Origin of the sequence: Pelagimonas phthalicica (assembly GCF_004364805.1) — a bacterium.
In the GTDB taxonomy this organism is placed as follows: domain Bacteria; phylum Pseudomonadota; class Alphaproteobacteria; order Rhodobacterales; family Rhodobacteraceae; genus Pelagimonas; species Pelagimonas phthalicica.
Genome location: NZ_SOAP01000004.1, coordinates 168,932 through 193,055 on the forward strand (window position 1 = coordinate 168,932; position 24,124 = coordinate 193,055).

The 24,124-nt window shown below is 58.3% G+C and carries 20 protein-coding genes; 10 read left to right on the forward strand and 10 right to left on the reverse strand.

Annotated elements, in window-relative coordinates; translation table 11 throughout:
* The 5 genes from CLV87_RS21435 (at nt 1) to rpmE (ending at nt 5,700) form a co-directional block, all read left to right on the forward strand.
* A complete protein-coding gene (locus CLV87_RS21435) occupies nt 1-1,011 on the forward strand; it encodes an Ldh family oxidoreductase (protein WP_099248105.1) in 1,011 nt (336 codons plus the stop codon).
* A gap of 91 nt (nt 1,012-1,102) precedes the next feature.
* Nucleotides 1,103-2,935: a BCCT family transporter gene (locus CLV87_RS21440; protein WP_099248103.1), complete on the forward strand. Its 1,833-nt coding sequence runs from the start codon at nt 1,103-1,105 to the stop codon at nt 2,933-2,935.
* Nucleotides 2,936-3,322: 387 nt separating this feature from the next.
* Nucleotides 3,323-4,567 (forward strand): tetratricopeptide repeat protein, encoded by a 1,245-nt coding sequence (locus CLV87_RS21445; RefSeq protein ID WP_166652825.1) that lies wholly within the window; start codon nt 3,323-3,325, stop codon nt 4,565-4,567.
* A gap of 519 nt (nt 4,568-5,086) precedes the next feature.
* Entirely contained in the window at nt 5,087-5,467 is a 381-nt protein-coding gene (gene rplS / locus CLV87_RS21450) for a 50S ribosomal protein L19 (protein WP_099249267.1), read from the forward strand.
* 11 nt (nt 5,468-5,478) lie between these two features.
* Nucleotides 5,479-5,700: a 50S ribosomal protein L31 gene (gene rpmE / locus CLV87_RS21455; protein WP_099248099.1), complete on the forward strand. Its 222-nt coding sequence runs from the start codon at nt 5,479-5,481 to the stop codon at nt 5,698-5,700.
* A 70-nt stretch (nt 5,701-5,770) separates the two neighbouring features.
* Here rpmE and CLV87_RS21460 read toward each other — a convergent pair whose 3' ends face one another.
* On the reverse strand, nt 5,771-7,069 hold the full coding sequence (locus CLV87_RS21460) for a sensor histidine kinase (RefSeq protein WP_099248097.1): 1,299 nt from the start codon (nt 7,067-7,069) through the stop codon (nt 5,771-5,773).
* A 211-nt stretch (nt 7,070-7,280) separates the two neighbouring features.
* On the opposite strand from CLV87_RS21460, the gene CLV87_RS21465 reads away from it, so the two are divergent.
* Nucleotides 7,281-8,630, forward strand: a complete 1,350-nt coding sequence (locus CLV87_RS21465) for an aminotransferase class III-fold pyridoxal phosphate-dependent enzyme (RefSeq protein ID WP_099249265.1) — start codon at nt 7,281-7,283, stop codon at nt 8,628-8,630.
* Between the two features lie 121 nt (nt 8,631-8,751).
* Nucleotides 8,752-10,515 (forward strand): SulP family inorganic anion transporter, encoded by a 1,764-nt coding sequence (locus tag CLV87_RS21470; protein ID WP_099249263.1) that lies wholly within the window; start codon nt 8,752-8,754, stop codon nt 10,513-10,515.
* Here CLV87_RS21470 and CLV87_RS21475 read toward each other — a convergent pair.
* The 6 genes from CLV87_RS21475 to paaI all read right to left on the reverse strand — a co-directional run bounded on the left by CLV87_RS21475 (nt 10,423) and on the right by paaI (nt 17,166).
* Nucleotides 10,423-11,181, reverse strand: coding sequence for a metallophosphoesterase family protein (locus tag CLV87_RS21475; RefSeq protein ID WP_099248095.1), 759 nt, complete (start codon nt 11,179-11,181; stop codon nt 10,423-10,425). The genes CLV87_RS21470 and CLV87_RS21475 overlap by 93 nt on opposite strands.
* Before the next feature lie 101 nt (nt 11,182-11,282).
* Entirely contained in the window at nt 11,283-12,881 is a 1,599-nt protein-coding gene (gene serA, locus CLV87_RS21480) for a phosphoglycerate dehydrogenase (protein ID WP_099248093.1), read from the reverse strand.
* Nucleotides 12,882-13,042: 161 nt separating this feature from the next.
* Nucleotides 13,043-14,188 (reverse strand): phosphoserine transaminase, encoded by a 1,146-nt coding sequence (locus CLV87_RS21485; RefSeq protein ID WP_099248091.1) that lies wholly within the window; start codon nt 14,186-14,188, stop codon nt 13,043-13,045.
* Nucleotides 14,189-14,724: 536 nt separating this feature from the next.
* Nucleotides 14,725-15,294, reverse strand: coding sequence for a TetR/AcrR family transcriptional regulator (locus CLV87_RS21490; protein WP_099248089.1), 570 nt, complete (start codon nt 15,292-15,294; stop codon nt 14,725-14,727).
* An 87-nt stretch (nt 15,295-15,381) separates the two neighbouring features.
* Nucleotides 15,382-16,686 carry a phenylacetate--CoA ligase PaaK gene (paaK, locus tag CLV87_RS21495; RefSeq protein WP_099248087.1) on the reverse strand — a complete coding sequence of 435 codons (1,305 nt, stop codon included), beginning with the start codon at nt 16,684-16,686 and terminating at the stop codon, nt 15,382-15,384.
* 42 nt (nt 16,687-16,728) lie between these two features.
* Nucleotides 16,729-17,166 (reverse strand): hydroxyphenylacetyl-CoA thioesterase PaaI, encoded by a 438-nt coding sequence (gene paaI / locus CLV87_RS21500; protein ID WP_099248085.1) that lies wholly within the window; start codon nt 17,164-17,166, stop codon nt 16,729-16,731.
* Nucleotides 17,167-17,278: 112 nt separating this feature from the next.
* Here paaI and paaZ point away from each other — a divergent pair, with 112 nt between their 5' ends.
* Genes paaZ through CLV87_RS21515 form a run of 3 tightly spaced genes read left to right on the forward strand, consistent with a single transcriptional unit; the run spans nt 17,279 to nt 20,514 of the window.
* The gene (paaZ, locus tag CLV87_RS21505; protein WP_099248083.1) at nt 17,279-19,291 is read left to right on the forward strand and encodes a phenylacetic acid degradation bifunctional protein PaaZ; all 2,013 of its coding nucleotides are present in this window, start codon (nt 17,279-17,281) and stop codon (nt 19,289-19,291) included.
* Nucleotides 19,292-19,332: 41 nt separating this feature from the next.
* Complete coding sequence (locus CLV87_RS21510; RefSeq protein WP_099248081.1) at nt 19,333-20,127, forward strand: PaaX family transcriptional regulator C-terminal domain-containing protein; 795 nt, start codon at nt 19,333-19,335, stop codon at nt 20,125-20,127.
* Between the two features lie 45 nt (nt 20,128-20,172).
* A complete protein-coding gene (locus CLV87_RS21515; RefSeq protein ID WP_099248079.1) occupies nt 20,173-20,514 on the forward strand; it encodes a DUF2794 domain-containing protein in 342 nt (113 codons plus the stop codon).
* Nucleotides 20,515-20,783: 269 nt separating this feature from the next.
* Here CLV87_RS21515 and speB read toward each other — a convergent pair whose 3' ends face one another.
* The 3 genes from speB to CLV87_RS21530 form a co-directional block, all read right to left on the reverse strand.
* Complete coding sequence (speB, locus tag CLV87_RS21520; protein ID WP_235872013.1) at nt 20,784-21,737, reverse strand: agmatinase; 954 nt, start codon at nt 21,735-21,737, stop codon at nt 20,784-20,786.
* Between the two features lie 94 nt (nt 21,738-21,831).
* A complete protein-coding gene (locus CLV87_RS21525) occupies nt 21,832-22,680 on the reverse strand; it encodes a C40 family peptidase (protein WP_099248077.1) in 849 nt (282 codons plus the stop codon).
* Nucleotides 22,680-24,062, reverse strand: a complete 1,383-nt coding sequence (locus CLV87_RS21530) for a leucyl aminopeptidase family protein (protein WP_099248075.1) — start codon at nt 24,060-24,062, stop codon at nt 22,680-22,682. The genes CLV87_RS21525 and CLV87_RS21530 overlap by 1 nt, the downstream gene beginning before the upstream one ends.
* Between the last annotated feature and the right edge of the window lie 62 nt (nt 24,063-24,124).

A 24,124-nucleotide genomic window follows, 5' to 3' on the forward strand; every position in this document is an offset into this window, starting at 1 on the left:
ATGACCGACACCCGCACCCTGACCCTCTCCGAAATCGAAGACCTGTCCTTGCGCGCCTTGATGGCCGCAGGTACATCCGAGGCCAATGCCCGCCCGCTTGCCGCCGCCACCGCGGCGACCGAGGCGGACGGGGTGGCCAGCCATGGCCTCGCCTATATCCCGATCTATTGCGAGCACGTGCAATGCGGCAAGGTTGATGGGCAGGCGACCCCGATTGTCAGCCAACCCCGCCCCGGCGTGGTCAAGGTTGACGCCGCCACCGGCTTTGCCCATGCGGCCATTGATGCCGGTTTCGACAGGTTGATCCCACTGGCGCGCGAACAGGGCATTGCGGCGTTGGCGATTACCAACAGCTATAATTGCGGCGTGCTGGGCTATCACACCTATCGTCTGGCACAGGCGGGCCTTTTGGGGTTGGGCTTTACCAATGCCCCAGCCTCGATCGCGCCTTCAGGCGGTTCAAAACCGGTTGTCGGCACCAACCCGTTTTCCATTGCCGCGCCGGGCAGCGACGGCCAGCCCGCCGTTTTGATCGACCAATCCGCCAGCACCATCGCCAAATCCGAAGTGATGAAACACGCCCGCGAAGGCAAGCCCATCCCCGAAGGCTGGGCGCTGGACGCCGATGGCAACCCGACCACCGATCCCGAAATCGGGCTCAAGGGCTCCATGGCCCCCTCGGGCGGATACAAAGGGGTGGGCATCGCCCTGCTGACCGAAATGATGGCCGCCGCCATGACCGGCGCAACCCTGGGCATCCATGCCTCGCCCTTCTCGGGCACGGCGGGCGGGCCGCCAAAGACCGGCCAGATGTTTTTGGCCATTGACCCTGGGGCCACCTCGGACGGGGCCTTTGCCCAGCGCATGACCCAGCTGGTCGAGGCCATTCACACGCAAGACGGGGCACATCTGCCCGGCGACGGGCGCGGCGCAAAACGACTCGCCGCCGCTGAAAACGGAGTCGCCGTCAACACCGCAACACTCGCCCGGATCGACGCCATTCTGGGCTGATCACGGCGGAAACGGTTCAAATATGTCGGTGCACAAACAAGGTAAACGCCTTGTCTGTGTTTTCATGAACCGCGTTTATGGGAGGAAACGCATGTCAGTAAAACAACCATTCACCGAACTGGAGGTCAAAAAAGCCTCTAGCGGTTTTTACAAGGATCACAGCGTCGAAATTGCGCTGCTGTCCAAAGGGATCATGGTCGCGCTGGTGCTCTGGGCACTGATCTGGCCCGCCAATGCCAATGGCGTTCTGGGCAGCCTGAACTGGCGCCTGCTTGAGGATTTCAACGCCTTTTATGTGATCATTGTCGGCGTCTTTGCCTTTTTCCTGGCGGTCGTGGCCCTGCTGCCGCGCACCGGCAAGCGCATCATGGGCACCCCGGGCGAAAAGCCGGAATTCTCCAATTTTTCCTGGTTCTCGATGATGTTCGGGGCCGGTCTGGGGGTTGGCCTGATGGTCTTTGCCACCGCCGAGCCTCTGGGCCTCTGGGGGTCAAACCCGGTTGTTCTGGCCGGAGAGGTTGCTGGCAATAGCGAGGAGGCTATTCAATCCGGCTACCGCTACACCTTCCTGCATTATGGGTTTCACGCCTGGGCCATCTATGTGGTGACCGGTCTGTCGCTGGCCTATTACGCCTATACCCGCGACATGCCGCTGACCATCCGCTCTGCGTTGACCCCGCTCTTTGGTCGCCTGATGAACGGGTTCCTTGGCCATGTGGTCGACGTGCTGGGCGTGGTTGCCACCATCCTTGGCGTCTCTGTCACCATCGGCTTTGGCGTGGCGCAGTTCATTGACGGTCTCTATGCCATCACCGGGATGGAGTGGATGATGGACATGACCGGCGACGCCCCGGCCCCCGGCACGGTCGGCCTTGTCACAGGTCTCGCGGTCATCATGGGCCTGTCGATCCTCTCGGCGGTCTCTGGTGTGGGGCGCGGGGTGAAATACCTCTCCAACCTCAACCTTGTCCTGTCGGTTATCCTGCTGGCGACCTTTGTGATCTTTGGCTCGTTCCTGTTTGCCATGACCACCTATGCCACCGCCATGGTCGACTATATCCTGCACTTCATCTCGCTCAGCTTTAACGCCTTTGGCCCACAATCCGCCGACAGCTTTGCTGCCTCCCTGCCCGAGGCCGCGGCCGCCCATGCGGATGCCCTGCGCTCGGGTGCCACCAATGCCTGGGGCTCCTTTGACGGGTTCAAATCCGGCCTCAAAGGCGACGCCGCCGCGCTGCCGGATGACGTGTTGCAAGCAGCCTATGCCGCCGGCGAACCGGGTCGCCAATTCGGCTGGCAGGCCGGTTGGACCACCTTCTACTGGGCCTGGTGGATCGCCTTCTCACCCTTTGTCGGCCTGTTCCTGGCCCGCATCTCCAAAGGCCGCAGCGTGCGCGAATTCATCATCGGCTGCGTGATCGCACCGGCGCTGGTCTGCTTTGCCTGGATGACCATCCTCGGCGGCACGGCGATTGACCTGGAACTGACCGGCGGCGCCAACGGGGCCATCATCGGTGCCAGCAACACCGCCAAGCTGTTTGTCACCCTCGAACAGATGCTCTCCAGCGGAGCCTTCCTGTCGGGCATCACCATCATGTGCGTTGTGCTGATCATGACCTTTCTGGTCACCTCGGCAGATTCCGGCATTCTGGTGATGAACACCATCATGTCCGGCGGCGAACAGCATACCGGCGTCAAGCACCGCATCGTCTGGGGCCTGCTGCTGACCGCGGTGATCGGCACCCTGCTGATCGCGGGCAAGACCAATGGCGGCGCCGACCCGATGGAGGCCCTGAAAAGCGCCATGATCATCGGAGCGCTGCCCTTTACCATGGTCATGGGCCTGATGTGCATCGCTCTCGCCAAAGCGCTCTACCGCGACAGCCTGCGCGAAAAGCACGGGGAAACCGTGGCCGCCGAATAACGGCCCCCTCACCACAAGAAAGGGCGGGGCCAACACCCCCGCCCGTTTGCATTTTTTAAGGCATAATCTTTCATATACCCGTTCTAAAACCAGCAAGGAATTATGTGACAAACGACCAGAACGAATATAACCTCAAAGTTGTGCCCGCTTGATTTGGGCAGATTTTTAACAGTACGAGGTCGAAATTCTATGCCTAGATTAATATGGGTTTTGGGCACAGCCCTTGTCACAACCATTTCGACGATTGCAGCTTTGGTGACACTCAAGGCTGACGGTGACATTCAGACGCTTACTTGTCGCGCCATAAACCTAGACAGTTGCCCAATCGAAACTTGGTCGAAAAAACGTGCTGAAACCTTTTGCAAAAAAAGCGTTCCGAGAGAGTTTATGACCACTGGCGGTGCGGCCAGCGTACGTTGGATTCCAGATCCGCAAAAGGCTGTCCGGGCCTGCCGCATAGCCGGTCTCGACACCGTATCAATGCCATTTGCCAGCGCTTTATACGCGGCAGGCGAGTATGAAACCAGTCGCCGCATGGTGTGGGAAATTATCGAGAATGGCCCACAACGTGACCGTCTGGATGCAGTTGCATTTCGCGGAATGCGCTATTTATTCGACAACAGTCACGCCCGGAATCGCCGCCTTTATGGCCTGAGCTACTTGACTGCGGCAGCTAGCCACGGTCACGCAGCAAGCAATTATGCACTCAGTTGGGTATATGAAAGTGGGCTTTGCATTCGCAAAGATCAACGTTGGCCAGGCCAGGATTTCCTTGCAAATGCCGGAACCTCTTTCAATGAAACGAATGACGCACACGGACATAGTCTTGCCGGATTGAAATGGGCCAGTCCGGGCGAGTGTATTCACCCAAACCCCAAAGCGGCAGCGGCTCTTTTGCGCGTTGCCGTTAAAGCGGATTATTTGCCGGCACACTACTTGGCAGCAAGGTGGATACGCGATGGCTATGTGAAACCTGCAGCGCTCGGCATTTCTTCGACTGCTGCAACCTACGAAAAAAAAGTTTTTCGAAAGGTCAAAAATGCCTCCGAAACAGGAAACCTACGAGCGCGGTTCCTGCTCGCCTTGGCGCATGAAGATGGAGTAGGCACAACCAAGGACTTGCGACTTGCAGGGAGTATTTACAAAGACCTGTCAGACCTTGGCCTTGGCTATGCGACAGATCGTTACGCTTGCTTGCATGACAGCACCCGGACCGACTGCGGCACTTTGGATAACTCTCCTGAAATCGCAACGAAATATTACATCAAAGGGGTGGGTCTCGGCGATCGCAATTCAATGAATGCATTAGGTTGGTCTCACTGCCTTGGAGATGGTGCGCAACGTGAAATCGAGAAATGCGTGTCACTACTCGAAGACGCCGCTACCCTTGGGCACATGAATGCCGCGAACAACTTGGCGCTGCTCTACGATGGCCGTGGCCGCCTTGGCGAAGCAAACCAGGAATTGCGAAATCCGGACCTTGCTTTGGAATGGTACCGACGTGCCGCAGCCCTTGGTAATCGATGCGCGGTTGTTTCAGTCGCACATAGAAGCAGCGATAACGGAGAAGTCGACCAATACGAAGCACTGTCAATTGCGCAAGACAAGGACGGCCGATTTGGGGGATGCTAGGGGCAGCATGAGCGTTCAATCAAAACGTGTCACAGCTCCCCCTAGAACTTTATTTCCCCACCTCACAAGATTTTGAGCGTCATTTGGCCCCTCAAATCCGGGGCCCCAAAGGGCAAGGGGGCAATCTCCCCCAAACTCGGGCAGAATCGGACAGATTGCCTTCTGCGGGGGCTTAAGGGGGTGCGAAACCACCCTGGGCAATCCCCCCAAAACAGGGTGGGAATCGGACGGATTGGGGTTTAACAAAGGGTGAATCCACCACCGTTAACCCAGCGTACGCATTCCTCGCCAAATCTCCATTTCGCCCTTGCTTTAAAGGCTCTGCGCGCCTATACGAGCCCATCTTTTACGGCATCGGGGCGACTCGGGGCCGTGTTGGATATGGGGTCCTGATCCGGGGCCCCGCCGCTCGAAAGAGTGAAACAAAGAAAAGCTGATGTATCTTTTTCCTTTTGGGATCAAAGCGCTACACCAGACATCATCCGCGGGAAAACCGCGCGTAACATAGGAGATGGTCAGATGGATCTGATCGCACAATTGGAAGCGGAGCAAATCGCTGCGCTGGGGAAAGACATTCCCGATTTCAAAGCTGGCGACACCGTTCGCGTCGGCTTCAAAGTAACCGAAGGCACCCGCACCCGCGTCCAGAACTACGAGGGCGTCTGCATTTCTCGTAAGAATGGCAAGGGGATAGCCGGTTCTTTCACCGTTCGGAAAATCTCCTTCGGTGAAGGTGTTGAGCGTGTTTTCCCGCTGTTTTCCACCAATATCGAGTACATCGAAGTCGTGCGCCGCGGTCGTGTCCGCCGTGCGAAGCTGTACTACCTGCGTTCGCGTCGTGGTAAGTCCGCGCGTATCGCCGAAGACACCACTTATAAGCCCTTGAAAGCCAAGGCATAAGGAGAGACGAGATGAAAAAAGATCTGCATCCTGAATACCACCTCGTCACCGTCAAAATGACCGACGGCTCCACCTTCCAGACCCGCACCACATGGGGCAAAGAAGGCGACCAGCTGGCGCTGGACATCGACCCGTCTGTGCACCCTGCCTGGACCGGTGGCAACTCCCGTCTACTCGACCAGGGCGGCCGTGTATCCAAGTTCAAAAAGAAATACGAAGGTCTTGGTTTCTAAGCCAAAATCCCTTTGGATTGCTGTCAAACGCCGCCCTATTCGGGCGGCGTTTTTCATGACCTCTTCTTGGCTATGGCTTGGTTTTCAACGGCAACCAAATCTCGGCCACAGTCCCGCTCGTTTCGCTAAGCAAACGGATCGCCCCGCCGTGATCACGCGCGAACCCCAAAACCATAGGCAAGCCCAACCCAGTGCCCTGCCCCGGCGGTTTGGTACTGTGGAACGGCTGCACCACGCGCGGCAGGTCTTGCTTGGCGATACCAGTGCCGGTGTCATGCACCGAGATCACGCCATAAGCCCCCGGCTCGATATCTTCTCCATCGGCCATGACCATGCGACCATCCGAGGTTTGCAACTGGGTCACCACCTTTAACTGCCCGCCCTCCGGCATGGCGTCCACGGCGTTGGAAACCAAGCCAAAAAGGGCGGTCAAAAGATGCGGTTTATCGACATAGACCGGCATCTCGGATCCATCGGATTTCATTTCAAATTCAACATGTTCCGGAACCAGCCGCCGAACAAGATCCGCCATCTCGGCTGCGCTGTCGGATAGATCGGTTTCGACCCGGAAGAAGGGGGCCTTTCGCGCATATATCAAAAGCTGTTTCACCTCAGCTTCAGCCCTTTTCGCCGCATCATGGGCCTCTTTCAGGACCGCGTTTTTCTCTGCACCGTCCTCCAGCTCATGTGACAATTCCAAGTTGCCCAGAATAGCCGTCAGCAAATTGTTGAAATCATGCGCCACGCCCCCCGCCAACTCTCCGATCGCGGCCATTTTTTCGCGTTGGACGGCTTGTTCCGCCGCCGCGATGGATGCGAGTGTCGCCTGTCGCGACAGGATCAGGGCCTGTGCCAAATACCCGGTCAGGACAAAATTCACCATCAGACTAACCCAATGGGACACAGAGGTCTCAAGGGCAGGTCTGTAAATAAAAACAGCGACATACATGCAGCAAACGACCAGCAATTCTCCAGCCACAAGATAGCCGATTGTATCTCCGCGCCGCACAAGGAACACCAGCACCGTGGCCATCAAGGTTGAGCCAACAAACACCAAGGTTGCGTCCGATTGGGCGGCCATCATCGCTGGCATCCATAAGAACGAGATCAACACGAATAGAAAGAGAAGGCAGGCGATCCGCACATCCCAGATCGAGCTTTCCTCATCGCGGGAGGCCAAGAACAGATAGTAAAGAACATGGGCCAAACAAAAACCTATGGGCCAAAGCCAAGAGACTTCCCAACCTGTGTGCCAATAAAGAACCGCGGCACCAAAAACTATTCCTACAAATCGCAAAACCAGCTCGGGCTTTGCCCCATACTCCACCTGGTACAGGCGGTTGATTTCTTTACGGTATTCTGTCGTCATTTAGGGTCTCTTGACTCCGCCTTTCTCGCCAAAAGGTGCGCTCGGAGACCCTTAACAACTCACATTGTTACGGAGCGCACTTTACCAAAGTAATTTTATTTCAGGCTACACCGAACATGTGATCTGGGCAATTGATTTGATGGATGGTTCAATCTGGACATGCCCAGGACGAGATGCGACGTTTGATCAAATGCAACCAGGGAGTCGCAAAGTGAAAGATCAGAATTTCCTGACAGAGAACAACGCCAAACAGCTTTGGCACCCCATGGGCCACCCTGCAGAGATGCAAGCCAATCCACCAAAAATCATCACGAAATCATCGGGTTCCAAAATCACAGACATTGATGGGCACGAGGTCCTGGACGCGGTCGGAGGGCTCTGGTGTGTCAATCTGGGTTACTCAAATGATTTGATCAAAAATGCGATCAGCGAACAACTGCACGACCTGCCCTACTATTCCGCCTTTGCAGGAAGCTCGAACCCACCTGCCATCGAGGCGGCCTATAAAGTGCAGGAATTCTTTGCCGAGGACGGAATCGAACGGGTGTTCTTTACTTCGGGCGGCTCGGATTCGGTGGAGACCTGCCTGCGGCTGGCGCGGCAATATCATCGCCTGCGCGGGGAACCAAATCGCACCAAATTCTTTAGTCTGAAAAAAGGCTATCACGGCACCCATTTTGGTGGGGCCTCGGTCAATGGCAACAATCGGTTCCGCATCAATTACGAACCTTTGATGCCGGGCTGTTTCCACCTGCCCGCACCTTATCCCTATCGCAACCCGTTCAACGAAACCGATCCCGCGAAACTGGCGCAGCTGATTGCGCAGGCCTTTGAGGATGAGATCGCATTCCAGGGGGCTGGCAGCATTGCCGCTTTGATCATGGAGCCGATCCTTGGCGCTGGTGGCGTGATTGTCCCCCATGAAAGCTTTATGCCGCTCATGCGTGAGATTTGCGACCGTCATGACATCCTGTTGATTTCTGACGAAGTTATTACCGGGTTTGGCCGCACCGGCGATTGGTCGGGGGCGCGTCATTGGGGCGTGAAGCCGGATATGATGAGCACAGCCAAGGGCATCACCTCGGGCTATTTCCCGGTTGGAGCGGCGTTGATCTCGGGCAAGGTGGCCGAAGTCTTTGAAAGCTCGGGCGCGGATGGGGCGATTTTCCATGGATATACCTATTCGGCGCACCCGGTTGGCGCAGCCGCCGTGACCGCCTGTTTGGAGGAAACCCTGCGGTTGAACACCAAGGTCAACGCAGCGGCGCGGGGCACGCAACTGTTTGAGGGCGTCAAGGCCTTGGCCGAGAAGCACAGCATCATTGGCGATGTGCGCGGTGGGCATGGATTGATGACAGGGATTGAACTGGTGTCGGATCAATCCAGCAAAGAGCCGATGGACGCCGCCACCATGGGACGCATTCACCAAGCCGCCTATGAGGCTGGGGCAATGGTGCGGATTGGCGGGAACAACATCCTGATGTCACCACCGCTGATCATTTCAGAACAGGAGATCGACACGATCCTGTCCGCATTGGATGCCGGTTTTTCAGCCGCCTAAGCCCGTTTGGCCCGGGTTTGCCCCGGGCCAATCAAATTTGACAGCTTTTCACCTTCACAAATTCTATTTTTGGAATATATAGGATGCAGCTTTGAGCCACTTGGCCGAAAAGGACTGCATCATGCAACGATTTGCCCGTTATTTGCCGATCTTGGAATGGGCCAAGACCTATAACCGCGACACGGCTGTGTCTGACGGGGTGGCGGCGGTTATCGTGACGATCATGCTGATCCCGCAATCACTGGCTTATGCTTTGCTGGCAGGATTGCCCGCGGAAATGGGGCTTTATGCTTCGATCCTGCCTTTGGTCGCCTATGCCATCTTTGGCACTTCGCGCGCCCTGGCGGTTGGACCGGTGGCGGTTGTATCGCTGATGACGGCGGCAGCGATTGGCAACCTTGGGCTCAGCGACCCGGCGCAAATTGTTCTGGCGGCTGTAACGCTGGCCTTTATGTCCGGAGCGATCTTGTTGGCCATGGGCATGCTCAAGCTTGGGTTTCTGGCAAACTTTCTCAGCCATCCGGTGATTGCCGGGTTTATCACAGCCTCAGGCCTGCTGATTGCAGCGTCACAGCTCAAACATATCTTTGGCATCGAGGTACACGGCCATAGCCTGCCGCAAATTCTGGGGGATATCTGGGCGCATCTTGGCGACACCAATCTGTTCACATTGGTCATTGGGGTCAGCGCGCTGGGGTTTCTGTTCTGGGTGCGCAAGGGGTTAAAGCCGCTCTTACTGGCCAAAGGGCTGGGGCCGCGAATGGCGGATATTCTGGCCAAGGCAGGACCGGTGGGTGCCGTTGCTGTCACCATCCTGATCACCTGGGTCTATGGCCTGGCCAATGCCGGGGTCAAGATTGTCGGTGAAGTCCCGATGGGCCTGCCTCCCCTCTCAGCGCCCAGCCTGGACCCGAGCCTGTGGAGCCAGTTGTTCCTGTCGGCCCTGTTGATTTCGATCATTGGCTTTGTCGAAAGCGTTTCTGTCGCACAAACCCTGGCCGCCAAGAAACGTCAACGCATTGACCCGGATCAGGAATTGATCGGGCTGGGCGCATCCAACGTCGCGGCGGCGGTGTCGGGCGGCTATCCGGTGACAGGCGGATTTGCCCGGTCTGTGGTGAATTTTGACGCGGGCGCGGAAACCCCGGCGGCGGGGGCCTTGACCGCCATTGGGATTGGTCTGGCAGCGCTGTTCCTGACGCCCCTGCTCTACTTCCTCCCCAAGGCGACGCTGGCCGCGACCATCATTGTAGCGGTGCTCAGCCTCGTTGATTTCAGCATACTGAAAAAAGCCTGGGGGTATTCCAAGGTGGATTTCGCCGCCGTTGCGGTAACCATCGTGTTGACGCTTGGCTTTGGCGTTGAAACCGGGGTGTCGGCTGGGGTGATCCTGTCGATTGCCCTGCATCTTTACAAAACCTCACGGCCGCATGTGGCCGAAGTGGGTCTGGTGCCCGGCACGCAGCATTTCCGCAATATCCTGCGCCATAAGGTTGAGACTTTGGATCATGTTGTCACCCTGCGGGTGGATGAAAGCCTCTATTTCGCCAATGCCCGTTTCCTTGAGGAATATGTGCTGAACCGCGTGGCCGAGGATAAGGGCTTGCGCCATGTGGTGTTGATGTTCCCAGCGGTGAACGAGGTCGATATGAGCGCGCTGGAGACGCTCGAAGAATTGAACCGCCGCCTGTCGGATATGGGCATCACCCTGCACCTGACCGAGGTCAAGGGCCCGGTGATGGACCGGTTGCAGCGCTCGCATTTTCTGGATGAGCTGACCGGCGAGGTGTTCTTATGTCAGTTCGATGCCTGGCAAAGCCTGCGGAATCGGGTCCAGCCGGGTGCGCCCGAAGGGGCCGAGCATAAAGGCCTCGTGGCCGAGTAGCAGTACCGGGTAAAGCGGGCGACCAAAGCCCGCGCCTCCATCGACATTGACACGGTTGCCGCGATGCTCTGGCATTTCGATCGCGGTATGGCCGTGGACAACCAATTTGCCGTGGTCACGGGTGTCATTGAGAAAGTCCCCGCGAATCCAGATCAGATCCTCGGGGTCTTGGTCCGGCAAGGACACGCCGGGGCGGATACCGGCATGGGCAAAGATATATGCTTCGGTCTCGTAAAGACGCGGCAATGCGGTGACCCAATCCACATGCTCCTGCGGGATCGCAGCTCGCGCCTTCTCCAGCAACCGAAGATTGGAATCGTCAGACGAAACAGAGGCACCATAGGATTCAAGAGCAGCCAAACCACCGACCTGAGGCAGAAACCAGCGCGTCAGGCTGCCATCCTTGGGCAAATCCGGGTTCGGCCCCAGAAAGCGCCGTAGATAGTCATCATGGTTGCCCAAAAGAAAGGTCCAATCCCGCCCCGCCGCTTGGCCATTCATCAGCTTTTGGATCACGCCGCGACTGTCAGGCCCGCGATCGATATAATCGCCAACGAACACCACCGGGGCCCCGGCGCAATCATCTTGGGCGATGTAATCCAACGCCCGGTCAAGCTGGTCTATTTGGCCGTGAATATCGCCAATGACAAAAATCGGATCTGACATGAAAAATCTCGCAGCAACATCTGTGGCTGTTCTGAGCCTTTGGAGACGGAGATGCAAAGAAAAACGCCGCCCCGGTCAGGGCGGCGTTTTATGTGTTTGGCTTAGGCCACGTCAAACTGAAGCTGTTTGACCTGGCGGAACATGCCCGTGTCGCAGAGCTTGGCGATCACATCCGCCTTTACCGGTTCGTCGACATAAAGCAGTGCAATCGCGCCGCCACCCACTTCGGAGCGACCAAGGGTAAAGTTGGCGATGTTCACGCCGTTTTCGCCCATGGTCTGACCCAAGGTGCCGATGATGCCCGGCACGTCTTCGTTGGTGGTGTAAAGCATATGCGCGCCGATCTCGGCGTCGATATTGATGCCTTTGATCTGGATAAAGCGTGGCTTGCCATCGCTGAACACGGTGCCCGCAACCGACCGTTCCATGCCTTCGGTTACAACGGTGATCTTGATGTACCCGTCAAAGGCACCGGCCTTGTCCTGATTGGTGGTGCTGATCTGGATGCCGCGCTCTTTGGCGACAACCGGGGCAGAGACCATGTTCACGTCAGGGTTGGCTTTCTTCATGATCCCGGCGATGGCCGAGCAATTCAACGCCTCGAGGTTCATGTCAGCAACAACGCCGTCATAGAGGATGTTGATCGCCTTGATCGGTTCGTCGGTCATCTGACCGGCAAAAGCACCAAGATGTTCCGCCAGCTTGATCCAAGGGCCCATGACCTTGGCCTCTTCGGCGGTCACGGATGGCATGTTCAACGCGTTTTCAACCGCGCCGGTCAGCAAGTAGTTCGACATCTGGTCGGCGACCTGCAGGGCGACGTTTTCCTGTGCTTCGGTGGTGGCCGCGCCCAGATGCGGGGTGCAGACCACGTTTGGCAGGTTGAAGAGCGGGTTTTCCTTGGCCGGTTCGACTTTGAACACGTCAAAGGCCGCGCCTGCCACATGGCCGGATTTCAGCAGCTCGGCCAGCGCTTCTTCGTCAACCAGACCACCGCGGGCACAGTTCACGATGCGCACGCCTTTCTTGGTCTTGGCCAGGTTTTCAGCGCTGAGGATGTTTTCGGTCACACCGGCGATGAACGGCACGTGCAGGGTGATAAAGTCGGAACGGCTGAGCAGATCGTCGAGCTCGACCTTTTCCACATGCATTTTCGCGGCTTTTTCATCGGAGAGGAAGGGATCATAGGCGATAACCTTCATCTTGAGACCACGGGCGCGGTCACAAACGATGCCACCAATGTTACCGGCACCGATCACGCCCAGGGTCTTGTTGGTCAGCTCGACCCCCATGAACTTGGACTTTTCCCATTTGCCGGCATGGGTGGATTCGGACGCTTCCGGGATTTGGCGGGCAACGGCGAACATCATGGCGATGGCGTGCTCGGCGGTGGTGATCATGTTGCCGAACGGCGTGTTCATGACGATCACACCTTTTTTCGACGCAGCTTCCTTGTCGACATTGTCAGTGCCGATCCCGGCGCGACCGACTACTTTGAGGTTGGTGGCAGCTTCGAGGATGGTTGGCGTGACTTTGGTGGCGGAGCGGATCGCCAGACCGTCATACTGACCGATCACTTCGGCCAGTTTTTCTTTGTCCTTGCCGAGGTCCGGCATGAAGTCGACATCGATGCCGCGATCACGAAAGATCTGGACGGCGGTTTCAGAGAGTTTGTCAGAGACGAGAACTTTGGGGGCCATGGGTTTGGTCCTTTTGTGTCGGGGCCGCGAGGCGGCATCAAATTGAAACAGTCCCCCAAGATAGCGAGGATCGCGCCCGGCCCGTGGGTGGGGGCGCAATCGCCCCCGCCCTGGGGGGCGGGTCGGGGGCGATCCGGGGCCAAGGCCCCGGCAAATGTGACTTAAGCTTGTGCGTCGATTTCGGCGTTAAACGCCCATTCGAGCCAAGGCAGCATGGCCTCAACATCAGCCGTTTCCACTGTGCCACCACACCAGATCCGCAGACCGGCAGGCGCATCACGATAGGCCCCGATATCCAGCGCGACACCTTCGTTTTCCAGACGCTTGGCAACCGCCTTGGCGAAAGCTGCCCCGTCCTGAATACGATCATCGGTGAATTTCAGGCACACGGAAGTGTTGGAGCGCGTCGCAGTGTCCACCGCCAGATTGTCGATCCAATCGCGGGTTTCGCAGAAATCCCAAACAGCTTTGGCATTGGCTTCGGCGCGGGCGATCAACCCCTGCAACCCACCAACCGAGCGTGCCCAATCCAAAGCGACCAGGTAATCTTCGACGGCCAACATGGACGGGGTGTTGATCGTGGCACCAGTAAAGATACCTTCGATCAGCTTGCCGCCTTTGGTCATGCGGAAGATTTTCGGCAGGGGCCAGGCTGGGGTATAGCTTTCCAGACGCTCAACCGCACGTGGCGAGAGGATCAGCACACCATGGGCCGCTTCGCCCCCCAGAACCTTCTGCCAGGAGAAGGTGGTGACATCCAGCTTGTCCCAGGGCAGATCCATCGCAAAGGCAGCAGATGTCGCGTCGCAGATGGTCAGACCTTCGCGGTCCGCCGGGATCGCATCGCCGTTTGGAACCCGCACACCCGAGGTGGTACCGTTCCAGGTAAAGACGACGTCATTGTTAAAATCCACGGTCGCGAAATCAACGATCTCGCCATAGTCGGCGGTCTTGACCTCGGCGTCCAGTTTCAGCTGCTTGACCACATCGGTCACCCAGCCCGCGCCAAAGCTTTCCCAGGCAACCATTTCGGCCTTGCGGGCACCCAGCAGCGACCACATCGCCATTTCCATCGCACCGGTGTCCGACGCAGGAACGATCCCGATCTTGTAATCCGCAGGAACACCCAGCAGCTCGCGCGTTTCTTCGATCGCGGCTTTGAGCTTGGCCTTGCCAATGGCGGCACGGTGGGATCGACCCAGCGCGGCGTCAGCAAGTTTGTTCAACTCGAATGTGGGGATTTTGGCACAGGGGCCCGAGGAAAAACGCGGATTAGCCGGCCGCGTCGCCGGTTGTTCAATAGCCATTGCTGCTACCCTTACAGATATACGCCCTTCGTTGGGGAAGGGTGTCCCACGGCGGGATGTATCCGGGGCTTTTGATTTTCACAAGTCGGAAAATCGTCAAAAATGGCCGTTTTTGGAAAATGGTCCGGGCGGAATGGAGCCAATCGGAAACTTGTATGACCGGGCCAAAATTGGGGGCCAGCCCCCAAACCCCCGGGAGTATTTGGGCCAAGAAGAAACAGCGCAGGCGGCCTTAGGCTCTGTTGACAAAACCCAGCCATCACCGGCGCGTGTCAGATTTTGCTGCTGACAAGCTGATTTGACCGCAGCGCTCTGGGTGATCGGAAGGCCAAATCAGAGAAGCCAGAAGCAGCAAGGGCCATGCCGCCATTGGTCCGAGGCAGGGCCCGGCCCGCCGCGTCGCGCGCGATTTCGCCAAATTTTGCCAGCGCGTCGTTGGTTCCATGTGCAAGAGGGCCACCCTTTCTGCGCGCACACGCCTAGCACTGACAAAATTTGGACTGAAACCGGTGGTGGCTGGGTTTTGTCAACAGAGCCTAGATCTGGCGCAAACCGCCTTCGACAAAATCTGCCGCAAGAGCGGCATAATCCTGACGTGACAAGCCTTTGCCGGGGCGATGCCACATATAGAACCAGTTCAAGATGCCATAGACGGTCATGGTTGCGGCGCGCAGTTTGTCCTGATCCATCCCCGGTTTCACAGCGTCTATTGCCGTGCTCATCGCCTCAACAAGATAACGTTGCGCCGCCAAAAGCGGGGCCTGCATGTCCTCGGGCAAGGCGGTTAGTGATTCCAATTGCAGTTTGTGCTCTGCATCCGCGTCTTCATAGGCATCCAGGATCGCGGCGATCAGGGCGCGCAACCCTTTGGGGGCCGCAGTTTCGACAACGGCGACCAGCTCGGTCAGGTGCGTGTCCAGAATGTCGAACAGCAGGGCCTCTTTGCTGTCGTGATAGTGATAGATCAGGGCTTTGGAGATCCCGATCTCGCGTGCCGCGCCGCTCATCGAGGCGCGATCAAACCCGTGGCGCGCAAAATATGCGGCCGCGCCCTTGCGCAGCGTATCACGTTTTTCGTCATGATTTCGGGCTATTCCGCGTGGCATGATCTGACCTCACCTAATGAACGCCTAGCGGGACGGTGGGTGGGGCGAGGCTCGGGAACCGAGCCAGCGTCACCCCGTCCCGCTGCCTTACTCTTTTGGGCGATTGTCGACAATACGCACCGCCTTGCCCTGGCTGCGTGCGACTCCGCCGGGAGCGTCCACGTCGACTTTGACCGAGATGCCGACCACTTGTTTCACCTTGGCCGCCAGCTCTTTGCCAGCCATATCACCCAGCTCCACCGTGTCGGGTAACGTCTCAACTTTGACCCGCATCTCGTCCTTGTGTCCCACCCGATTCAGTTCCAGCTGGAAATGCGGTGCCAAAGAGGCCACCGTCATCAATTGCTCTTCGATCTGGGTTGGGAACACGTTTACGCCGCGCAGGATGATCATATCATCGCTGCGCCCCGTGACCTTTTCCATCCGCCGCATTGACCGCGCCGTTCCCGGCAACAGCCGGGTCAGGTCGCGTGTCCGGTACCGGATAATCGGAAAGGCCTGCTTGGTCAGTGAGGTAAAAACCAGCTCCCCCATCTCGCCATCAGGCAAAACCTCGCCAGTCTGTGGATCAATGATTTCGGGATAAAAGTGATCTTCCCAGATATGCAGCCCATCTTTGGTCTCGACACATTCATTGGCCACACCGGGGCCAATCACCTCGGAGAGTCCATAGATGTCCACCGCATGCATATCAAAAGCCTCCTCGATCTCGAGGCGCATGGCGTTGGTCCAGGGTTCCGCGCCAAAGATCCCAACCTTTAGCGGCGATTGGCGCGGGTCGCGGCCCTGCGCCGCATATTCGTCGATGATCGACAACGCATAAGAGGGGGTCACCGTCATACCAGTCGCGCCAAAATCTTCTATCAGGCGGACCTGGCGCTGCGTCATCCCGCCGGAAATCGGCACCGTGGTCAGGCCCAGCTTTTCCGCCCCGCCATGTACGCCCAGCCCGCCTGTGAACAGCCCATAACCATAAGCGTTGTGCAGCACGTCACCGGGCCGCAGGCCCGAGGCACGCAGGCATCGCGCCACCACTCCGGCCCACATATCCAGGTCATCACGGGTATAGCCGACCACTGTCGGCTGCCCGGTCGTCCCAGAAGAGGCATGCACGCGAAGCACCTGCTCTCGTGGGACGGCGAACATGCCAAACGGGTAATTTGCCCGCAGATCGCCCTTCACCGTAAAGGGAAACTTCGCCAGATCCTCCAAAGATTGCAGGTCATCGGGGTGCACTCCCGCCGCATCAAAACTGGCGCGGTAATGGGGCACGTTTTCATAGGCATGCGCCAATGATTGCTTCATCCGAGCCAATTGCAGCGCAGAAATCTCGTCCCGAGACGCGATTTCGATTGGCTCCAGATCCTCTTTGCGAGGGGTGAGATCCTCCATGGCGCGTCCTCCTCCGACTTGCCGAATGATGTTTGTCAGGTGCTAGGCTTGCGGCTCTTCCTGAAAATGCTGTCCTTTGATGCTGCGTGACAGCCCGCGCATCAGGGCGACCTTGCGGCCATCCTCTCCGGTGACGGTAACGTCATAAACACCTGACCGCCCCTGCCTATCCTGTTCAAGCGCCGTTGCGGTCAGCAGCTCGTCAGCGCGGCCCGGCGACAGAAAGGTGATTTGGTTTTCCTGCGCGACTGTCACCTGATTGTAGCTGTTACAGGCAAAGGCAAAGGCGCTGTCCGCCAAGGTGAAAATGAAACCACCATGGCAAATCCCGTGCCCGTTCAGGTGCTCGGGGCGCACGCGCATGGTCAAAACGGCCCGGCCCGGTGCGATCTCGGCGATCTGCATCCCCATGCCTTGGCTGGCCCTATCCGAGGCCCACATGGCCTTGGCCGACTTTTCAGCGCGTTCCTGTGGTGTCATCCCAAATCCTCCTATCGTCACGATGCACAAAACCGACCGACCGGTCAAGTATGTTGCTTTTCGGAATTCTTTGCGCCACATTGCCCGCATCAGGAGATGAGGAGATCACCCAATGCTTGAGCCGAACAGTTTTGCCTATGGGCGTTGGATTGCACCGGGTAACGCCGCCAAAACCCTTTACAACCCCGTGAATGGCGCGGCTTTCGCCCGCGCGGGCGGCAGCACTCTGGATTTCGGAGCGATGATCACCCACGCGACCCAGGTTGGCGGCCCTGCCCTGCGGGCGATGACGTTTCACCAACGGGCCAAGATGCTCAAGGCGCTGGCGATCCACCTCGATTCCCGCAAGGAAGAGCTATATGCGATCAACCCGCTGACCGGGGCCACGCGCAAAGATGGCGGGATCGACATTGACGGCGGTATCATCACCATGATGGTCATCGCCTCCAAAGGGCGGCGCGAAATGCCTGATGGTCATGTCTATATCGACGGGGATGTTGAGCAAGTTTCGCGCAAGGGATCCTTCCTCGCTCAGCATATTGCCGTGCCGCTGCAAGGGGTTGCGGTTCATATCAACGCCTTTAATTTCCCGGTCTGGGGGATGCTGGAAAAGCTGGCCCCGTCGCTGCTTGCCGGGGTTCCGGCCATTGTGAAACCGGCGACGCAAACCTGTTTCCTGACCGAAGCCTGCGTGCGCCTGATCATCGAGTCCGGCATTCTGCCAGATGGGGCCTTGCAGCTGATCATTGGCGTCACGGGCGATTTGTTGGACCGAATGGGGCCTCAGGATGTGGTGGCTTTCACTGGCTCAGCGGACACCGCTTTCAAACTACGCTCCAACCCGAACATCATGCGCAATTCGACTCGATTTACCGCGGAACAAGACAGTCTCAACGCCTCGATCCTTGGCCCTGACGCCGTGGCAGGCACGCCGGAATTTGATCTGTTCATCAAGCAAGCTGCCGCAGAAATGACCACCAAGGCGGGGCAGAAATGCACCGCCATCCGGCGCATGATCGTGCCAGAGCAGCAGCTTGACGCGGTGACCGAGGCGCTGGCGGAGCGGTTGAAAAAGACAACCATTGGCGACCCGGCAGGGGATGCGCGCATGGGGGCTCTGGTCTCTGCCGGGCAAAAGGCTGACGTGCTGGAAAAGGCGGCGATGATCGGTACCGAGGCCCAGCAAGTCCTTGGTGGCGACGCCTTTGATACGCCGGACGGGCCGGGCTTTCTGGCCCCGATGCTGTTCCGCTGTGCTGACCCGGATGGGGCGAAGAATATCCACGCGATCGAGGCCTTTGGTCCGGTCTCAACCTTGCTGCCGTATCGCGATACCGCTCATGCTGCTGAGCTGGCCAATCGCGGCCAAGGCTCATTGGTGGCCTCATTGGTCACACATGATCCCGCCGTGGCGCGTGACGTGGCGGTTGCCAGCGCCGCGTGGCATGGTCGCCTCTACATCACGGATCGTGACAGCATGGGTGAAGCGACGGGCCATGGCTCCCCCCTGCCCCATCTGGTACATGGCGGACCGGGGCGCGCCGGTGGCGGAGAAGAGCTGGGCGGCGTGCGCGGCGTGCTGCATTACATGCAGCGCACCGCCATTCAGGGCGGGCCAGATGTGCTGACCGCAATCACCGGGCAATGGGTGCCCGGATCCGCCGAGGTAACAGGCCCCGTTCACCCCTTTCAACGCACCTTCCGCGAGATCAAGATTGGCGAGACCATCACCACAGATCCGCGCGAAGTCACCTTGGAGGATATCGAGCATTTTGCCCATTTCACCGGCGACACCTTTTATGCCCATATGGATGACACCGCTGCCAAGGCGAACCCGTTCTTTCCAGGCCGCGTAGCGCATGGCTATCTGCTACTGTCCTTTGCGGCGGGCCTGTTTGTGCAACCCGATCCGGGCCCGGTACTGGCCAATACCGGCTTGAACGAGCTAAGCTTTCAGAAACCGGTCAGCCCGGGTGACAAAGTGCATGTGCGCCTGACCGCCAAGCGTAAAACTCAGCGCACCGATGACTATGGCGAGGTCGCCTGGAACGTGACGCTTTATAATCAAGACAGCGAGCAAGTGGCGCAATACGAGTTGCTGACCATGGTGTCCTACGCGCGTTAAGTCGGGTTGCACTATGGCAAAGAGCCTTTAGACTCAGGGGCATGGATCCGCTTCAGCCCCTGATCGATAACCTGCTCTCAGATGGCCGCCCGCGCGTTTGGTCGCTGGTGATCACCGTGTTTGGCGACTCGGTGCAGCATCGCGGCGGGCGGATTGCAGCGGTGCGGTTGAACCGGCTCTTGGGGCGTGTTGGCATTGAATCCGGAGCCTTGCGCACCGCCCTGTCCCGCCTATCGCGGGATGGCTGGGTCGAGGGGCGCAAGGTCGGGCGCACCAGCAGCTATTCCCTGACCAAAACAGGTCTGGCAGAGTTTGGCCCCGCCACAGCGCAGATCTACGCGCCACCCCCTGATCTGGCAGAGGAGGTCTGGACCTTTGGCACGACCGCGCGACCAAATGCGTTGAAAGTCGCCGGAGGGTGGCTGTCGCCCGGCGCATCATCAGGTCGTGGATTTCAGATCACAGGGTCGCTGGGGGCACATAGTGCCGCGGAAATCTGGGACAACCTGGACAGCGACCATGCCGAGGCGCTGCAAAAAATGGCCCATGACCTAAGCGCATTGGCTGGCTTGGACCTGCCCCCGTTAGAGGCTGCGGCGGCGCGCACGTTGCTTATCCACCGCTGGCGCCGCCTTGTCCTGCGCTTTCCCACAGTTCCGGCAGAACTGTTCCCCGCGAGCTTTCCGGTTAAAAACCTGCATGAGGCGGTTGCGCAGACCTATGCCCGCCTATCGCCCGCTGCCGAGCAGTGGCTGGATCAAGGCGAAGGCGACATGATTGCGATGCCCAGCGCCTCGGAACCCTGGGAACACCGGTTCCAAACTGCAGTGAATTGACACCAGCCCCTTGATTCATTTGCAAAACAGCGCAACTCTGGTGACATGAACAGCCTGACCCCTTTTCCCGGCAAGCCCGGCAGCTCTGAGGTTGTCGCCTTTCAGCGTCCCGAGCTAAGTGTCATCATGTCCCTTTATGGCCGAATGGTCGCCGCTGGTGAGTGGCGCGATTACGGGATCTCGACCCTGAGGGATGTGGCGGTCTTTGCCGTCTTTCAGCGCACCGCTGAAAACCCGCTTTATAGGATCGAAAAACGCCCTAAACTGCGCAATAAGCAAGGCGAATACGCGATTTTTGGCCAGAACGGGCAGGTTTTGAAGCGCGGGCATGACCTACGCACCGTGCTCCGGGTGCTGGAACGCAAGCTGATCCGCGCGGTGAATTAGGGTCTGTTGACATTCAGCCTTCAGCACCAGTTTCAGTCAAAAATTGCTCAGTTCCAGGCATTTGAGCGCAGGAGTAGTGATCTACTGCAAGCTCAAATAACGCAGAAGTGGGCAATTTTTGCGAAACCGCAAGCGGCGCGGCCCATTTTGCCTCTGTCTTCGTTGATTTGCCCTTACGATCGGTCAGATCGCTGCGGCCAAATCGCCTCGTCAGGGGCAAAATGGGTCTCGCGCTGGCGCCGAAGGGTGAATGTCAACAGACCCTAACTCTACGAAAGCATCGCGCAGAGCAATTCGAACATGATCGACACGCCCAGGAACGCCGTGCCACCGCTCTGGTCGAAAGGTGGTGAGACCTCGACCATATCCGCGCCGATGATATTAAGGCCATACAGCTCACGGCACACTTGCAGGGCTTCAAAACTGTTGGGGCCGCCGACTTCGGGCGTACCGGTGCCCGGCGCAAAGGTCGGATCGACAAAGTCGATATCATAGCTGACATAGGTTGGCAGCGTGCCAACGATTTCGCGCGCCTCGGCCATGACATCCTTGAGACCACGGGCGAAGTATTCCTCGATTTCAATGATCCGAATGCCATTGGCCTTGGCGAAATCGCGGTCTTCGCTGTCATACATGGTGCCGCGAATACCGATCTGAACCACGCGTTTCGGGTCAAGCAGGCCTTCTTCGACCGCGCGGCGGAAAGGCGTGCCATGGGTGTACATGGTGCCGTCAAAATAGGAATGGAACAGGTCCGTATGGCTGTCGAAATGGATCATCCCAACCGCTTGATCCTTGGCCAAAGCGCGCAGGACCGGGAGCGATGTCAGGTGATCGCCACCGGCTGTGAGCGGACGAATTTTGGCTGCGACAAGCTGGTCGTAAAACGCCGTGATGCGCTGCATGGAATCCTGAATATCCGCCGGATTGGGGCCGACATCCCCCAGATCAGCGCAATTGGCCGCCTCAAACGGGCGCAAGCCACTGACCTGATGCTGGGCGCGGATCATGGTGGACGCATCGCGAAGCTGGCGCGGGCCATGGCGCGGCCCGGGGCGATTGGTGGTGCCGCTATCCCAAGGAACGCCGACCAGACCGACCTGAACGTCTTGGAACCGTGGGTGGTCGGGCGTCACATGCGGCAGGCGCATAAAGGTCGGAACGCCTGCAAAACGCGGCAGGTCAAAACCGGAAATCGGCTGAAAGAAACTGTCAGACATCATATTGATCCTTAATATGACAAGGGGCGCTGCCCCGTCTCGAGCAAGCTCGAGACTCCCCGGGATATTTTTGGCCCAGAGAAACCAGAAACAGCGCTTAGGTCAAGCGGGCATGGCGGGTGACCGGGCCATCGCCCTGAGCCTGGATGCGCGCGATGGCCTTGTTGATCGGTTCATAGGCAACCGCCATGTGAAAGGCATTGGCATGGATCAGCGTATCGGCGTCGACCGCCATGGCAACATGGCCTCTCCAAAAGAACAAATCGCCGCGTTGGGCGGGGGTGTTTGGGGGAAGGGTTTCGCCCAGCTCGGCCTCTTGCATGTCGCTGTCACCTGGGCAAGGGATGGCGCAGGCTAGGAGAGCTGCTTGAACTAAGCCTGAACAGTCAATTCCGAACCCGGTGTTCCCCGCCCAAACATAGGGTGTCCCCAAAAATTTCTCAGCAACTCCAACCGGGTCAGAAGAATATTGGCCAATAGGTGCCAGATGGGCCGCGGGAACGAACCAGGTTTGTGCAGGGCGCACAAGCGTTTCAGGAACAGATATTTCGGCCCATTGCCCCTGCGCCCCTGTCACACAAACCTTGCTCTCAAAATGCATGACACCAGCAGCAGGAGTTTTGAAATCAGGCTCACGATAGGCCCAGGTACTGCGCTGTGTGACTCTGTGCGTTAAGGTCTGGGGCGGCACCAGTGAATAGCACATGTAACCCACGTAACCGTCCTTCAATGATTGGACGAAAGACCAATCGGGTTTGGCGTCAAGCACGCGCACTTGGTCCCCCCACAACAACTGTCGATCACGCTTGCCTTGGGGTTTGTCATGCAAAAAGGGAGCGTCTATGACCTGTTCAATCTCCCCCTCTACAAACTCCTCAGCATCGACCTGACCGCGCAGAGACACATGTGCGACGCGGCCATTAAACGGGGTGAGGCGACGGTCCATTAGAGGCCCAACGCCTCTGGCAGAGCGGCAAAGATCGCGCGGCAGCCTTGGCCAAGACCACCTTTGCTGCGGCCGGGGGCAGGTTTGGGTTGCCAGCCATAGATGTCAAAATGCGCATACCGCGATTGCTCGACAAAGCGGCGCAGGAAAAGGGCGGCGGTGATGGAACCCGCAAAGCCCCCCGCCGGCGCATTGTCGAGATCGGCAATGCCCGGCTCGATCATGGTCTCATATGGCTCCCAAAACGGCATGCGCCAAAGCGGGTCGGCCATCCTATTACCCGCCGATTGCAGGCCCGAGGCGAGGGTGTCGTCGTCGCAATAAAACGGAGCGAGGTCAGGGCCAACGGCAACGCGTGCCGCGCCGGTCAGCGTGGCCATGGAGATGATTAGATCCGGTTTGCCCTCATCCGCCAGGGTCAGGGCATCAGCCAAGACCAAACGACCCTCGGCATCGGTATTGTTGATCTCAACCGTCAGCCCCTTGCGCGAGGTCAGAATATCGCCGGGGCGGAAACTGTTACCAGCGACGGAGTTTTCGACCGCAGGGATCAGCACACGCAATTGCACCGGCAAATTCGCTTGCATGATCATCCGGGCGAGGCCCAGCACATTGGCCGCGCCGCCCATGTCCTTTTTCATCAATCCCATGGAGGCACCCGGTTTCAGGTTCAGCCCGCCCGTGTCAAAGCAGACCCCCTTGCCCACCAAAGTGAGTTTGGGGCCGGACTGCCCCCAAGTCATGTCAATCAAGCGCGGCGCTTGATCAGCGGCGCGGCCCACCGTGTGGATCATGGGAAAGTTGTTTTCGAGCAGCGCGTCGCCAGTGGTGACAGAGATTTCTGCGCTATAGGCTCCGGCTAAATCGCGCGCAGCCTGCTCTAACGCTTCTGGTCCCATATCGCTGGCCGGGATGTTGATCAGGTCTCTGGTCAAAGCTTCGGCAGCGGCGAGCGATTCGACCTGAGCCGCGTCAACACTTGAAGGGGCGACCAGGGCGCGTGCTTTCGCGTTTTGCCCAGCGTATTTGGTGAAACGATATCCTTCCAGCAACCAACCAAGTGTTTCAGTCGGCAGTTGGTCATCAGCGATGCCACCCACAATTTCATAAGTTCCGGGGGCCAGTTTGGAAACTGCCCCTGCCAGCACAAAGCGTTGCCGTTTGCGCAACGCCTCTGCCCCATAGCCAGCGACTGCCGCAATAGGTTGGCCATCTGCGCCGGGACACATGAGGGCTGTTCCCATAGCACCGGAGAAGCCGCAGGACGACACCCAATTGCGGATATTGTCCGGTTGTGATGACAACCAGGCCTCAAGCCCATCGCTTGAAACAACATGAAGGGGAATAGCCGCGGTGTCTGAGGGCGCAAATCGCAATGTCATGAGACGTCCTTGTTGAAAAAGCACGTCTCAGACTAGAATTGTGCAGACAGGGTCGCAAGGGG

What these genes read in the sequence shown, in the direction of transcription:
- CLV87_RS21525 (WP_099248077.1), bottom strand. Translation starts at nt 22,680, where the DNA reads ATGGACCGTCGCCTCACCCCGTTTAATGGCCGCGTCGCACATGTGTCT.
- rplS (WP_099249267.1), top strand. Translation starts at nt 5,087, where the DNA reads ATGGATCTGATCGCACAATTGGAAGCGGAGCAAATCGCTGCGCTGGGG.
- CLV87_RS21490 (WP_099248089.1), bottom strand. Translation starts at nt 15,294, where the DNA reads ATGCCACGCGGAATAGCCCGAAATCATGACGAAAAACGTGATACGCTG.
- paaI (WP_099248085.1), bottom strand. Translation starts at nt 17,166, where the DNA reads ATGACACCACAGGAACGCGCTGAAAAGTCGGCCAAGGCCATGTGGGCC.
- CLV87_RS21485 (WP_099248091.1), bottom strand. Translation starts at nt 14,188, where the DNA reads ATGGCTATTGAACAACCGGCGACGCGGCCGGCTAATCCGCGTTTTTCC.
- CLV87_RS21435 (WP_099248105.1), top strand. Translation starts at nt 1, where the DNA reads ATGACCGACACCCGCACCCTGACCCTCTCCGAAATCGAAGACCTGTCC.
- rpmE (WP_099248099.1), top strand. Translation starts at nt 5,479, where the DNA reads ATGAAAAAAGATCTGCATCCTGAATACCACCTCGTCACCGTCAAAATG.
- CLV87_RS21460 (WP_099248097.1), bottom strand. Translation starts at nt 7,069, where the DNA reads ATGACGACAGAATACCGTAAAGAAATCAACCGCCTGTACCAGGTGGAG.
- speB (WP_235872013.1), bottom strand. Translation starts at nt 21,737, where the DNA reads ATGATGTCTGACAGTTTCTTTCAGCCGATTTCCGGTTTTGACCTGCCG.
- paaK (WP_099248087.1), bottom strand. Translation starts at nt 16,686, where the DNA reads ATGGAGGATCTCACCCCTCGCAAAGAGGATCTGGAGCCAATCGAAATC.
- CLV87_RS21475 (WP_099248095.1), bottom strand. Translation starts at nt 11,181, where the DNA reads ATGTCAGATCCGATTTTTGTCATTGGCGATATTCACGGCCAAATAGAC.
- paaZ (WP_099248083.1), top strand. Translation starts at nt 17,279, where the DNA reads ATGCTTGAGCCGAACAGTTTTGCCTATGGGCGTTGGATTGCACCGGGT.
- CLV87_RS21440 (WP_099248103.1), top strand. Translation starts at nt 1,103, where the DNA reads ATGTCAGTAAAACAACCATTCACCGAACTGGAGGTCAAAAAAGCCTCT.
- CLV87_RS21470 (WP_099249263.1), top strand. Translation starts at nt 8,752, where the DNA reads ATGCAACGATTTGCCCGTTATTTGCCGATCTTGGAATGGGCCAAGACC.
- serA (WP_099248093.1), bottom strand. Translation starts at nt 12,881, where the DNA reads ATGGCCCCCAAAGTTCTCGTCTCTGACAAACTCTCTGAAACCGCCGTC.
- CLV87_RS21530 (WP_099248075.1), bottom strand. Translation starts at nt 24,062, where the DNA reads ATGACATTGCGATTTGCGCCCTCAGACACCGCGGCTATTCCCCTTCAT.
- CLV87_RS21445 (WP_166652825.1), top strand. Translation starts at nt 3,323, where the DNA reads ATGACCACTGGCGGTGCGGCCAGCGTACGTTGGATTCCAGATCCGCAA.
- CLV87_RS21515 (WP_099248079.1), top strand. Translation starts at nt 20,173, where the DNA reads ATGAACAGCCTGACCCCTTTTCCCGGCAAGCCCGGCAGCTCTGAGGTT.
- CLV87_RS21510 (WP_099248081.1), top strand. Translation starts at nt 19,333, where the DNA reads ATGGATCCGCTTCAGCCCCTGATCGATAACCTGCTCTCAGATGGCCGC.